Annotated in this window: 8 protein-coding genes and 7 pseudogenes; 9 read left to right on the plus strand and 6 right to left on the minus strand. The window is 68.4% G+C overall.

The window, feature by feature from the left end:
* Positions 1 to 386: 386 nt before the first annotated feature.
* Together ACZ53N_RS34145 and ACZ53N_RS34150 are read left to right on the plus strand one after the other, a co-directional pair.
* A pseudogene (locus ACZ53N_RS34145) lies at positions 387 to 665 on the plus strand (transposase); the annotation flags it as partial.
* Positions 643 to 1,131 (plus strand): annotated as a pseudogene (locus tag ACZ53N_RS34150) (transposase family protein); the annotation flags it as partial. The pseudogenes ACZ53N_RS34145 and ACZ53N_RS34150, both read left to right, overlap by 23 nt.
* Positions 1,132 to 1,259: 128 nt before the next feature.
* Here ACZ53N_RS34150 and ACZ53N_RS34155 read toward each other — a convergent pair.
* The gene (locus ACZ53N_RS34155; protein WP_469144683.1) at positions 1,260 to 2,006 is read right to left on the minus strand and encodes a hypothetical protein; all 747 of its coding nucleotides are present in this window, start codon (positions 2,004 to 2,006) and stop codon (positions 1,260 to 1,262) included.
* 715 nt (positions 2,007 to 2,721) lie between these two features.
* On the opposite strand from ACZ53N_RS34155, the gene ACZ53N_RS34160 reads away from it, so the two are divergent.
* Positions 2,722 to 3,375, plus strand: coding sequence for a hypothetical protein (locus tag ACZ53N_RS34160; protein ID WP_469144684.1), 654 nt, complete (start codon positions 2,722 to 2,724; stop codon positions 3,373 to 3,375).
* Positions 3,376 to 3,966: 591 nt separating this feature from the next.
* Here the strand turns inward: ACZ53N_RS34160 and ACZ53N_RS34165 are convergent.
* Together ACZ53N_RS34165 and ACZ53N_RS34170 are read right to left on the minus strand one after the other, a co-directional pair.
* Positions 3,967 to 4,158 (minus strand): annotated as a pseudogene (locus ACZ53N_RS34165) (hypothetical protein); the annotation flags it as partial.
* Between the two features lie 79 nt (positions 4,159 to 4,237).
* A pseudogene (locus tag ACZ53N_RS34170) lies at positions 4,238 to 5,038 on the minus strand (IS3 family transposase); the annotation flags it as partial.
* A 615-nt stretch (positions 5,039 to 5,653) separates the two neighbouring features.
* Between ACZ53N_RS34170 and ACZ53N_RS34175 the strand changes: the two are divergent.
* Positions 5,654 to 6,172 carry a DUF6233 domain-containing protein gene (locus tag ACZ53N_RS34175; protein ID WP_469144685.1) on the plus strand — a complete coding sequence of 173 codons (519 nt, stop codon included), beginning with the start codon at positions 5,654 to 5,656 and terminating at the stop codon, positions 6,170 to 6,172.
* Positions 6,173 to 6,508: 336 nt separating this feature from the next.
* Here the strand turns inward: ACZ53N_RS34175 and ACZ53N_RS34180 are convergent, their stop codons facing one another.
* Complete coding sequence (locus tag ACZ53N_RS34180) at positions 6,509 to 7,849, minus strand: endonuclease domain-containing protein (protein ID WP_469144686.1); 1,341 nt, start codon at positions 7,847 to 7,849, stop codon at positions 6,509 to 6,511.
* 379 nt (positions 7,850 to 8,228) lie between these two features.
* On the opposite strand from ACZ53N_RS34180, the gene ACZ53N_RS34185 reads away from it, so the two are divergent.
* The 4 genes and pseudogenes from ACZ53N_RS34185 to ACZ53N_RS34200 all read left to right on the plus strand — a co-directional run bounded on the left by ACZ53N_RS34185 (position 8,229) and on the right by ACZ53N_RS34200 (position 10,436).
* A complete protein-coding gene (locus tag ACZ53N_RS34185; protein WP_469144687.1) occupies positions 8,229 to 8,780 on the plus strand; it encodes a Sua5/YciO/YrdC/YwlC family protein in 552 nt (183 codons plus the stop codon).
* Between the two features lie 49 nt (positions 8,781 to 8,829).
* Positions 8,830 to 9,168, plus strand: coding sequence for a phosphoketolase family protein (locus tag ACZ53N_RS34190; RefSeq protein WP_469144688.1), 339 nt, complete (start codon positions 8,830 to 8,832; stop codon positions 9,166 to 9,168).
* A pseudogene (locus tag ACZ53N_RS34195) lies at positions 9,081 to 9,362 on the plus strand (phosphoketolase family protein); the annotation flags it as partial. The gene ACZ53N_RS34190 and the pseudogene ACZ53N_RS34195, both read left to right, overlap by 88 nt.
* A 246-nt stretch (positions 9,363 to 9,608) precedes the next feature.
* Positions 9,609 to 10,436, plus strand: coding sequence for a phytanoyl-CoA dioxygenase family protein (locus tag ACZ53N_RS34200; protein ID WP_469144690.1), 828 nt, complete (start codon positions 9,609 to 9,611; stop codon positions 10,434 to 10,436).
* A gap of 151 nt (positions 10,437 to 10,587) precedes the next feature.
* Here ACZ53N_RS34200 and galE read toward each other — a convergent pair whose 3' ends face one another.
* Positions 10,588 to 11,583: a UDP-glucose 4-epimerase GalE gene (gene galE / locus ACZ53N_RS34205; protein WP_469144689.1), complete on the minus strand. Its 996-nt coding sequence runs from the start codon at positions 11,581 to 11,583 to the stop codon at positions 10,588 to 10,590.
* A gap of 313 nt (positions 11,584 to 11,896) precedes the next feature.
* Here galE and ACZ53N_RS34210 point away from each other — a divergent pair.
* A pseudogene (locus ACZ53N_RS34210) lies at positions 11,897 to 12,221 on the plus strand (IS630 family transposase); the annotation flags it as partial.
* A 318-nt stretch (positions 12,222 to 12,539) separates the two neighbouring features.
* Here ACZ53N_RS34210 and ACZ53N_RS34215 read toward each other — a convergent pair.
* Positions 12,540 to 12,745: pseudogene (locus ACZ53N_RS34215) on the minus strand (IS1380 family transposase); the annotation flags it as partial.
* Between the last annotated feature and the right edge of the window lie 120 nt (positions 12,746 to 12,865).

Below are 12,865 nucleotides of genomic sequence, written 5' to 3' on the forward strand. Positions count from 1 at the left end.
GTGCGCGTCGCAGGGCGGCGTGGAGCGGATCGTCGGGCCGTCAGCGCTGCTGATTGTCTGACGTCTGCCCGTTCTCCCGGCCGTAGCGAGCGGCCGCCGGTCCACCTGGAAGGACCTCCGCCGCCGCTACTGCGACGTCGGTTGGTGGCCGGCCTCGGAGGAAAGGCCACTGTTCAACCCGGCCAAGGTGACCACCACGCGTTACCGTTACCGGGGAACAGTCATCCCGACCCCCTGGCCCCGCCTCGAATGAGGACAACGCACGGTTCTTGAACAGGACTTGTGGAGCGCCCGGTGCTCGGAAACGGGCACGCCGGGTGCGGGAAGCGGTCCGGGGAAACGGACTGGTCGATGAGGCCAGAACCGCGCCCCGGATCGACTCCACCGTGCACAAGGACGCCCGGTCACGGGCCTTCACAGACAGCCACGACTGGATCACCGCCTTCCACCTGCCGCCCTATGCACCCGACCTCAACCCCGTCGAAGGCATCTGGTCCCTCCCGCGGCGCTCCAGCCAGGCCAATACCGCCTTCATCGACCCAGACCACCTGACAGGCACCCTGCGTCACCGCCTCCGCAAGGTCCAGTACCGCAGCGACATCACCGACGGATGCCTTACTGAGACCGGCCTCACCCTCACGACACCACCGCCACAAAGTCAGTAAGCATCAGTTTGACGAGGCGGTGGGCCGCTCGTACGGCGGGTTCTCCACCAAAATCCACCTGTCGAGTGAAGGCGGGTGCCGCCCGCTGGCCATCCTGATCACGCCCGGACAGTGGGGTGACGCGCAGCAGTTGATACCGGTCCTGGACCGTATCCGTGTCCCACGCGCGACGGGCGGACATCCACGGAACCGCCCGGATCACCTGTGCGGCGACAAAACGTAGAGCTCCCGCCTGATCTGCCGTTACCTGCGGCAATGGCAGATCAGGCACACCATTCCCGAACGCGGGGACCAGCAGGCCAACCGCCTACGGCGTGGCAGCCAAGGCAGTCGGCCCACCAGCTTCGACAAGTCACGCTATGCCCGGAGGAACGAGTTCGAGCGGACGGTCGACCCCCTCAAGGGCTTCCGTGCCGTAGCGACCCGCTTCGACAAGCGGGCTTACGTCTTTCACGGCACCGTAAGTAAGCGTGGCCGCCGTCCGGCTCCGGCTCCGCTTGTGACCCGCCGGACAGCCCTTAGCTCGGCGACTGAGCCGCCCGCATCGACGGTCGGCGGCCCAGTCTGGTTATCGCTCTCGTGGTCGGGTGGTTGTTACCCGATGCAGCCGGGGACGGGAGAGGGGCTGCCGGTGCAGTTGGTGGGGGTGTTGGCGGTCACCGAGGAGGTGTTGAGCGTTGCGGTGCCGGCGACGTAGTGGATGCCGCCGGGGTTGATGGCGGCGGCGTTGCCGTTGACCACGCTGTTGGTGAGGGTGAGTGTCGCGCCGTCGCTGGCGATACCGGCGGCCTGGTGGGCGGTGTTGTTCTTGACGTTGCTGCTGGTGAACGTCGCCGCTGCGGCACTGCCCTTGCTGTAGATGGCGCCGCCGGTGCCGTCGGCGGCGTTGCTGGACAGCTCGCTGCCCGTGAGGGTGACCGCGCCGAAGTTGAGGATGCCGCCGCCGTTCGTGGCCGCGTGACCGCCGCTGAGGGTGACCGCCTTGAGGGTGATGCTGCCCGTGGGGCTGACCTGGGCGATGCGGAACGCGGACGCCCCGGCGCGGGTGATGGTGGTGCCGTTGCCCTCGAAGGTGATGGGCGTGGTGATGATCGGCAGCCCGGTGGGGCCGTTGACGCCGTCGTTGCCGTGGGCGGCGGTGAGCGTGTACGTACAGCCCGGGGTGAGGGTCACGGTTCCGCCGCCGGCGGCGTTGGCCGCGTTCACGGCGGTGATCAGTGATGCCTCGTCGCACGCGACGGCCATGATCCGGGCCTGGGCGGTCGCGGGCAGAAGGGCGGTCGTGCCGGTGGCCAGAACAGCGGCCCCGGCAAGGGCGAGAAGAGCGCGACGGAATCTCATGGAACCCCCTGGAAGTAGCGCGGCTGCCTCGCTGATGCGGGCACTGCGCCAATGCGCAGCGAGCTCAGACGTACCCTCTCAGCTGTAAGGGGATACGTAGGGAAGCCTTTCCCTACATGCGGAAATACGTAGCATTGGTCAGCCGTTGGAAGGATCCTCAGTCCCTCACTCTCGAATTCCAGACTGATCGCGCAGCATGCGTACGGGCGCTCGTTCGCCTACGGGCCGGGCTACCGCTGGCCCACACCCGCTTCCGGTCCATGGCTCCGTCTGGCCTGACCCGCAGCGAGTCACGCCTGGGCCGTACAGTGCACTCGCCCCCCAGGTGCCAGCACTCGCATCGACGGCAACTCAACGGCACTTCGCGTCCGAGACCCCGAAATCCCCGCCCTGACACCGCCTCATGCAAGGGCGTGTCTCCCCTTCGCCGCCACCGAAGCGGATATACCGCAAGAGGATAAGAAGACTTACACCCGAAAATGCCTGACATCTGGATTGTTCATCACATCGGCACTAACGTCAGATGAACCAGAATAGGGGGACGTGAACACCCAATGACCCTGGCCGGGGCGCTTGCTTCTCCCCGCTGTCCCGATGACGGGCGGTGGGCGGAAAATGGGCGTCTAAGTTACCCGGTCATCCGACGAGCGTCAACGAACGAGCCACCAGGGGTATTCACCAGCCCGACTCGCGCCTCCTTCAAGGAGATTGCGTCATGACGGAAAAACGACAGCCTGCCGCCATTCTGGGCATGCGTGCCCTCGTCACCGCGGTGATGCTCACCGCGGTGCCCACCGCGGCTCTGGCTGCGGGCACGGCCCCGGCGGTCGCCGCCTGCTCCGGCACCAACGGCCTCGACGGCCCTGACGGCACGTCCTCCCACCCAGCGGGGTGGCCCGGTACCGACGGCGGCAACGGTGCTCCCGGCTGCGCCGGCGGGAAAGGCGGCGATGGCGGAGCAGGCTGGGGCGGTGGAGCAGGCGGTGCCGGTGGCAACGGTGGGGTCGGCGGCGCGGGCGCAACGGGCTTCGGTGGAGCCGGTGGCAACGGCGGCAATTCCGGCCCGGCCGGCGGGGCCGGCGGCATCGGCGGTGCCGGCGGGGCCGGGAGTTCCTCCGGCAGCGCCGGCGCCATGGGTGGCGTCGGCGGACTCGGCGGCAAATCCACCGTCAGCACTGGCGGGGCGGGTGGTCAAGGCGGCGCCGGTGGTGCGGCGACCGGCAGCAACAACGACGGCGGGGCCGGCGGAACAGGCGGCAACGGCGGCAACAGCGGCACAGGCGGAGCGGGCGGCAACGGCGGGGCGGCCACCGGCACCGGCGTGATCGGACACTGCGGCCCCGGCGGCGTCGGCAACGGCACCTGCTGAAACAACCGACCTACCCCAGCTCCACCCGGGTACAGCGGAATGTCCCTCGCGCGGGTGAGCCCGCAGCCGCACCGCCATGACAGTGAAGTGCCTTGAGGACACTAGGAGTTCCCCACCTCAAGGAGCGTTCATGGGTCTGCCCATCGTTGGCGGAATGGTCGAAAGCGTGATCGGCATCGCAAATGGCGCAGTGGCCGGCATTGCGCCGCAAGTTCTGGCCCTCTTGCGCGGCTTGGGCGTGCCGGTGTGAGTGGCTTGGGCATGCGATGACGGCTCGACGTCATTGAGCGGGGGCCTACTCCGAATCCAGAGTAGGCTCCCGGCGTTTGAGCGGGCATGGGGGTCAACCCGCCTCCGGCACTTTGCCCCGACGGTGATGCAGCGCAGAGCATTTGGAAAAGGTGTAGCTTCAGCCGAGCCCACTCCGCGACCGAAAGACCCGCCTCACACGGGGCGGAAGGATCTGCTACCCGGCCCCGTGACTCGATCCGCCCGCACATGACCTTGAAGCCATACCGATATTGGGGCAGTTCGCCCCGATCGACATTCTCAGGCGAAACCCGTGCAGGACAGGCACCGAAACCAACATCGTTATTGGACTCCTAGGACTGTCCGGCGGGTCATGGGCGGAAGCCAGAGGCGAACGACAGCGACGGTCACAGTGCCGTGGAAGATATACGCCCTCTTATCGAATCGGGAGGCTACGGCGCGGAAACCATTGAGGGCGTTGATCGTTCGTTCGACTTCGTTGCAGCGCCTGTAGATCGTCTTGTCGAAGCCGGTGTGTCAATCCCCTCTGACCGTGGAGTCCTTTCTGTGCAGCCAGCCCCATGGTGAGGCTGGCCCTGTACTTGCGTTCGTAGTCGATCGGGCTCTTGTAGTCGCACACGCTGTGTAGCCGACGAGCGTTGTAGAAGCCAGTGATCCAGGTCGCGATCTTGATGCGGGCCTCGGTGCGGGTGGTGAAGGTGTGCCGGTGGACGTACTCAACGTTCAGGACGCTGTTGAACGCCTTGCTCACGGCGTTGCCGAAGCACGACCCGGCACGCCCCATGGACTGGAAGACGCCCAGCTTCCGGCAGGCCCGGTTGAACTTCCGGGACGTATATTCGCTGCCGCGGTCGCTGTGAAAGATCACGCCGCGGACGCCCCCGCCCCGGGTGGCCGTGGCTATGTTCAGCGCCGCCACGACCAGGTCCGCGTCGTAACGGGCGCCCATCCCATAGCCGAGCAGGCGACGGGAGTACAGGTCGATGACCGTGGCCAGGCAGAGCTTGCCCTCGCCGGTGACGATCTCGGTCATGTCGCCCACCCAGACCAGATCGGGCTCCTCGGTGGTGAAGTCCCGCTTCACGAAGTCCGGTGCGCCCGGCCGCTTGCCTGGCCGGGTCAGCCCCCGGCGGCGCCGGACTTTGCGGCCGGCAAGCCCGAGCCCGGCCATGATCTCCGCGACGGTGTTCACCGAGACCCGCCAGCCGGAGCGGGCCAGCTCGATGAACACCTTCGGCGAGCCGTAGGTGCCGCCGGACTCCGTGAAGATCTTCCCTATGGCCTCCTCCAGCAGGCTCCGGCGCAGCTCACGCCCGGTCGGCTCGGCCTTGCGCCACTTGTAGAACCACGATTCGCTTACGCCCAGCGCGCGGCAGGAGACGGTGTGCGGCATATTGTGCCCGGTCCTCTGGCCGCTGATCACCCCGGCCACGACGGCCGGGTCCGCAGCAGCTACTGCACCCACAGGACCATGCAGCGTTTGAGGACATCACGCTCCATGGACAGATCCTTGCTGTCCTTCTTCAGCTGCGTATTCTCCCGCCGCAGCCGGGCCAGTTCCTCGGCCTCGCTCTCGCCCCGGCCGCCGCCGGCCCTCTTGGCCCGCGAGACCCAGCTCGCCAGCGTGGTCTCGTTGATACCCAGGTCCGCTGACCTCGGCGAACGGCTTCCCGGTCTCCGTCACGATGCGTACAGTCCTCACGGAACTCGGGCTTGAACGCCCTCGCTTCTCCGCCATGACTCTCAACTTCCCCTGCAGTCACGGACTCCACACTACGAGGGGAACCTCACAATGAACTGCCACTCCTGATCAGTCAGTTGCGCACGCGTCACACCAAAATCCTACCGGACCACCAACCCACACAGGACCAAAACCCAAATTTGATCACAACCGAGAACAGTCCCTAGCTATGGCTCCCGCTCTCGCCGGAGGTATGTCCCCGTTCCGATCCGATGAACCTGCCAAGGCGTCCGGTTAGGATGCTGGGCAGGGTGGAGAGGATTTGAAATGCCGCAGAACGCGGCCCGGGTGGCCGTCATGATGCCTGATGGGCAGGAATTGCTGGCCCGCCTGTATGAGCGGCGGCGCGCGGCGGTCGGATGGCAGTACCGGGTGGGCATCACCTGCTGGGCAGTTGGCAGCAGTGGCCGTACCGAGCCCGCGGAACAGAGTGTCTGGCTCGACGCCCGTCATGTCCGCCCCCTCGAAGGCGGCGACTACAGCCGCATCCCCACCCTCGCTACTCCCGCCGCCGATGGGCGGCAGGCCTGGACTGTACAAGACCTCCCTCACCGCCCCGGCCACCCCGGAGCACGCCTGATCCACGTCATCGGCTGTCAGCCCCACGCCACACCCATCACCCTCGACCAGGCTCTCGGCATCCTCCGCGAACCGCGCACCGTCCCCTGCCGCGAATGCAACGCAGCCACCTCACTCCCCACCGCGACCGACCCGTTGCCGCCGCAACAAGACCGCGCTCCGCTCAGAGAAAGGGAGCGCCGTCCGGACCGGCAGTGGCACGGGTGATCAGAGAGCGGGCTGGCAGGATGGGTGTATGAGCGAGGACGCGTTGGAAGCAGCCCAGCGGGATTACCAGTCGGCACAGGAAGCGCTGCACACTGCCCGCTGAAAGCTGGCCGCCGCCGTCCTGGATGCCTACGCGAACGGCGAGCCCGTCGGCCGGATCGCCGAACGCACCGGCCAGAGCACAACCAGCGTCTGGAACACCCTCGCCGTCCACGGCATCACACCCGGTAGCCGTACCAACGGCTCCACCTGACAGACGCCGGCTGCTTCCGAGCTCGGAGCACAGGCGCCGGACGCGGTCCGGCGACCTGTCGAGCCGCTTTTGCCGGTGTTCGGTCAGAAGAGCGCCAGGCCTTCGCCGCTGGTGTCGGCGATGACGGGCCGGGGCTCGGCAGGCAGACCGTCCAGGCGGTCGGGGCCGGTTTCGGCCGCCACAGCAGGGGCGGTCTCGGCCAGCCAGGTGCCGAACCGCTCGGCGGCCTCCCGGTAGGGCACCCGTGCCAGGACGTGGTGCTCACCGGAGGGGCAGAAGTCGACGGAGACGGTGAGCAGGCAGGAGCGGGGGGTGTTCTGGCTGCCCGTCCACGAGACGCGCAGCACTCCGCAGGGCTTCCGCCCGCGGGACCCAGGGTGGGTGGGGCGCAGGATGCGGGTGGCTGTGTGGGCGGTCCATGCGGCGAGGTGAGGCAGAGGCAGGGTGGTGCGGGTGCGGCAGCCCGGACAGCGGTGCCAGTGGTGCAGCCAGCCGACCGCGTCGGTGTCGAAGAGGCGCCGGTAGCGGCTGGCGACGCGGATGTCGTTGTCGTACAGGTGGTCGGGGCGCTCCAGCGTGTTGCAGGACGGGCAGACCGGGGCGCGGACGTAGCCGTGTTCGTGACAGTGATCCAGCACGGCAGCCGGCGCTGTACCGCAGACGGCGCACACCCACCCGGCCACCTGGCGGGACATACCGGGCTTGCGGCTCAGCACCGAGTACAACTGACCTCGCAGCTCCCCCGTATACGGGCGCTGCGGGATGGCTGGTCTGTTCACGCCCGTCGCGGACCGGCTGTCGGTGGCTCGGAGGCTCCGACGGTGCTGTTCGGTGACAGCTGCGTCCTCCTTGCAGGCCCACGTGGTGTGCAGCCACTCGGTTTCGGTGTGCTCGGCCGCGTCCAGCAGCCTGACCACGGCACGCGGAAGCCACCACGACCGCTCCGCCCTGTCACGGAACCGCTGCACCAGCAGCCGCTGCCAGTCGACCCCCGCCAGATGAGACCAAGGTCCGGGCTCATGGCCGGCCTGCCGTCTGGGACGATCTGCCTCTTGCAGTTCGCAGCTGATGCGCCGGCGCCAACCACGCAGCGTTCCACCCGTGCGCTCCTGCTCCGGCACACCACGGAACGGACCGATACGGACCAGGTCCCGTGCGTCCATCTCCACCGCGTTCCATGCCGCCGCCGCCCGGCGCACCTCGGCCTCCGGAACACTGCACCGGCCGTCACGCGTCATCACCAGCTCCACCAAACAGGCACCGAGCATGACGTACCGCCCCGGCCGGACATCAGAAGAAAAGCGGGTGAATACCGCAGAAGCCGTCGGTACCGCGCTACCGGCCGTCAGGCTGACCCACACACTGTCCGCGACGGCCAGAGTGACCAGACCATTTGCCCGGCCCGGGACAACACGCTCAGACATACCGAAAGACTATCGACCGGCACCAACAGACCGACAGCCGGTGCCTGGTTCTGGCGCCGGTAGGACCCCCTGACCAATCGGGGCCGCGACACCGACCCCGCCCACGCCACCCAGCTCCTGCGAACTCTCCTCGTCTGAAGGACCTCGAAGTCAACCGCTGACGGATGATCTTCTCCGAGGACTTCCGCCCACGACCAGCACGAGCACTCCGAGCAACAATCACACCAGCCCTTCGACCTGCGACTTCAGGGTGGCGGTGGCTCCCTGCGCGCCATCGCCGCACTCCACCCCGGGCTGCCTTCTGACCACACCTGCCGGACGTTCAGGAGTCACGATGGACATCCTTGCCCCCGGTGACGTCGGCACCGCTGCCTAGGCCATGGCGGCCGGGCATCTCGTCGCTGTCCCGACCTCCCGCTGGTACATGCTGTGCGCCCGCGCGAGCGATACGCGGGCCACGGCCGCGATCTACGCGGCCAAGAGGCGCCCGGCCCGCAAACCGCTGCTGCTGGTCATCGGCGTTCCCGCCACCGCCCATCAGCTCTTCGACCTGACCAACGACGCGCACGCCCTGATAGGCGTGCTGTGGCCCGGCGACCTCGCCCTGCGACTGCCCTGGCTCCCCGGCCACCGCGCTTGCCCGAGGCAATCGGCGCACCGGCGCTGGTCGGCTGCCCCGACGGCGTACTCGGCCAGCTCGCCCGGAGGGTTGGCTAGCCACTGGCGGCATCGGCAGTCAGCCTCTCCCGCCGCACGCAAGCCCCAGCGACCATCCCGCCCTGACGGTCGCCGACGTCGCCGCGTTCGACCCCGACCAGTCGGCGTGCGTCGCGGGCCCACAGCCGTACGCCGCGAAGGCCCCGTCCACACCCGCGCTGTCCACGCAGCACTCGGCGGCGCGCCCATTGCAGGAGGACAGCATGTGGGGTGACCTCGCCCGACACGCTCAACGCTCTGCGTCCGACGGGGCGGTGGAGGCCGTGGCCGACGCACTGGACTACCTGTGCCTCGCACAGCTGTACCTGCGCACCAACCCCCTCCTCGAAACCCCTTTCGCCCGTGCCCACATCAAGCCGAAGCCGGGCGGCCACTGGGGGGTGTGCCCGCCGGTCAACCGGATGCTCGCCGTGCCCGCCACAGCGGACCTCCAGGTCCTCCATGGTGCAGGTCATGCCGGACCTTCTGCCCTGGCCCACGCCTACCTCACCGGCCGTCTCGGCGCCGCCCACCCGTGGCTGGAGCGCACCGCGAACGGCCTACGGGCGTTGGTCACCCCGGCTTCCCGCATCCGGCGACCGGCTCCGAGATCACCCCGCTGAACCCCGGCCACCTGCACACCGGCGGCCAGCTCGGCCCGGCCCTCGCCGTCGCCGTCGCCGTCGCCGTCGCCGTCGCCCAGGGCAGCGTCCTGGACGCACCGCACCGCCTGACCGTCGCCCTGATCGGAGACGGCGAATGCCAGACCGGCACCACCGCGGCCGCGTGGCTCGGCGCCCGCGCCCCTGCACGCCACCGGCTCCACGGCACCGTGCTCCCCGTCGTCCTCCTCAACGGACAGCGCATGGGGCGGCCCCAGCCTCATCGCCGGCCTGACCCGCCGCGAGCTGACCGCCTACTTCACCGGCCTGAGCCACCGCCCCGTCTACAGCGACGGCACCCGCATCGGACAGCTCCTACTCCACCACTGCCGCCTCGATACGGCATCCCTGTGGGAACAAGCGACCGCGCTCGCCCCCCACCCCTCACGGAGGAGGGCATCATGACCACCACCACGCCTCACCAGCCGGACCAGGCCGCCATAACCGACTTCGACCGCCACGGCTTCACCATCATCCGCAACGCCCTCGACGAAGAGGTCCGCGGCCGGCTGCTCCTCCGTGCGGAGCGCCTGCTGGCCTCCGACATCACCCTCGGCCGCGACCGAGGCGGTGACGGCAAGGACGGCTTCCGCGGATGCCCCGCCCACGACCGCGCCTTCCTGCCCCTGCTCGCCAACCCGCGCACGCTGCCCACGGTGATCGGCCTGCTGAGCCCCAACATCCACCTGCTGTCCGCCCACCTCATCGCCCTGCCCTCAGGGCCGCCGCGCACCATCCGCACCCCACAGCGTCCGGGCTGGCACCGCGACATGTACGGCGTCACCGCCGACCTCGGCCTCGAACACACCCCGCGCATGGCCATCAAGGTCGCCCACTACCTCACCCCCATCACACGGGACTGCGGCCTGACGATGTTCCTGCCCGGCAGCCACCAGAGCATCGCCCCACCGAACATCGCCGAAGGCGCCGTCGACCCCGAAGGCGCCCTCACTCCGGACATCACCAACAGCGACGCCGTGCTCTTCGAAAACCGGACCTGGCACGCGAGCGGCATCAACCTCTCCGGCCGGCCCCGGATCGCCGTGATGATGCAGTACGGCTACCGCTGGCTCCAACCCGTCGACGACCCATACACCAGCCTCCGAGAAGACCCAGCACTATCGCCCGTCGAACACCAGCTCCTCGGAGCGCCCGACCGCAACCCCGACGGATCCCTCGCCAAAGGCAAAGGCGCCGTACCGCTACGAACCTGGTCACGGCACGCTTGACGACACAGGCAGTGCGACGAGACCGACCTCCCCCGCGCCCTCGGCGTACCAACGCCAACGGGCGGCCGACGCCGCCTCCCCAGCGCGGCGTCGCCCTCCGCAGGACCTCTTGAGAGGAGCCACAGCGTTGGAGCAGGGTTCAATGGCGAGGTCAGTCGTTCAGCATCGCATCGCGCACCGGGATCCAGTCCAGCGAGGACCGGATCCCCTCCTCCAGGGAGAGCCGCGGCGTCCACCCCAGGAGCCTGTGGGCCCGGTCGCTCGTGGTGTAGCCGCCAGCGATGTCACCGGGCCGCGGCTCCGCGTCGACCGTGGCGAGCGGCGTGCCGACGACCTGGTTGAAGGCTGCGCACAATTCCCGCACGGTGGTACCCGAGCCCGTGCCCAGGTTGATCACCATCGACGGCTCCGACTCCGTGAGCAGGGAGTCGAAGCGGCTGATCGCCGCCATGTGGGCCGCGGCCAGGTCCCAGACGTGCACGTAGTCCCGGATTCCCGACCCGTCCCGCGTGGGGTAGCCGGTCCCGGTGACGGCGAAAGCCGTACCCTCCTGGTGCGCCTGGATCATCTTGCCCAGGGCGTGGCTGGGCCGCTTGAGCTGAAGCCCGGTCCGCATCTTGAGGTCCGCCCCGATGGGGTTGAAGTAGCGCAGGGACAGCACACGCATCTGGCCAGCTGCAGCGACGTCCGCGAACATTCCCTCGCACACAGCTTTGGTGCGCGCGTAGGGGCTCTGCGGGCGGAGCGGGGAGTCTTCGTTGACAGGGGAGCCGTCGTCGGCCTGGTAGATGGAGGCCGAGGAGCTGAAGATGAGGCGGTCGCTGCCATTCCTGCGGAGGTGGCCGACGAAGCTCAGGCTCTTGGTGACGTTCGCTTCGTAGTAGCCGATCGGGTCCTCGACAGACTCCGGCACGACGATCAACGCCGCGCAGTGCACCACCGTGGAGATGTCCGGGTGCTCGGAGAAGATCCGGTCGACCAGGGCGCCGTCGGAGATGTCGCCCTCGTAGAAGATCCGGCCGTCGGTGAACTCCCTGCGGCCTCGGACGAGGCTGTCGAGGATCACCGGAGTGATCCCCTCGTCCAGGCAGGCGGACGCCACGGTGCTTCCGATGTAACCGGCTCCCCCGGCAATAAGAACAGTCACGATCTTCTCTTCCCGGACTTTCGCGGACGGCAGGTAACCGGCAGCCAGGTTAGCGGAGGTACCCGGAGAGGACCGGCGGAACAGACCACTCGGATCATTCGAACATCACGGCCGAATGTGGAAACTTCGCGCTGAGGCCAGGAACTCTTCCGGCCAGGGGGGCGCGATACACCGTCGCGGCAACATCACCAGCGCCGAAGCGGGCCGACCCCAGGCCGTGACCATCCGAGGTCAAGGCAGTTGCTGAGCATTCGAGTGTGTTGTTGTGTGTGGGGGGGCTGGCGTGTGGTGGTCGTTGCGGTTTGCCCGGACTATGAGGTGTCCGCAGGGCGGTGGCTTGGGCGGCGAGCGGCGGGCATTTCGCGAGCGCGTCCGTGTGGAGACGGTGGGGAGGCTCGCTGCCGGGGCAGGGCAGCGCGGTGGTGGCGAGGCAGCCGCGGGTGAGTGTGCGGTCGGTGCGGCGGTGGCGCCGTTCCGGACAGCACGGCGGCTCGCAGGCTCTGCGATCCCGGGGCTCGGCCGCATGTCCCAAGCTGAGCGAGGCCTTGTCCGCGGTGCTGGAGCAGGAGTTGGCCGCAGGGCCGGTCGCGCAGGGCTGGCCGGACCAGGCCTGGACCCTGGCGGGGATCAAGACACTGGCCCGGGTGCCGGTTCCGCAAGTCTTGCCGGTCAGCTGCAGGCCCTCAGCCTGGGCACGGCTGACCAACTCCTCGACCAGCCGGTCGTCCACCCCCTTCCTTCGAGGCGGCTCAGCCGCCTCGAAGGACTCGGCCTCGGTCACGTTGTCACTGGTCATCGATGCATCTCCTTGATCAGGAGTTACACCGAACGATCTACAGTCCCCCAACTGGCACCTCAAACACCCCCACCACCAGCCTCGGCTATCACGCTCGTGGCACCCAACCAACAGACACCAGAAAAGACCATAAATCACCGGTATTGCCCCTAGGTCCCCCGATCACCTGCCCGTTTGCGTCCGGTGCTGCGTCGTCGGCCAGCTTCCAGACGCGCACCTCGTCTCGGGCGGTGCGGATCGCGGTCAGGCCCTCAGACCGGCTGCCGCAAGGGTGTCGATGAGGCGAGAGACGATCAGGCCGGAGGCCACCGGCCTGGACATCGCAGGCTCCGCTCGGAGCGTGCCGACGTCGGCCAGGCGATCCCCCAAGCACCCAGCCCGCGTGTCCCGCCTAACGAGCTGGTGCGTGATAGCGGGGTGAGTGTCGTGCCTGGCTGGTGGCATGATCCGGCTGTGGCGATCACGATCAATCGGGCGGTACTGGCA

Source organism: Streptomyces sp. NPDC033229 (assembly GCF_055576875.1).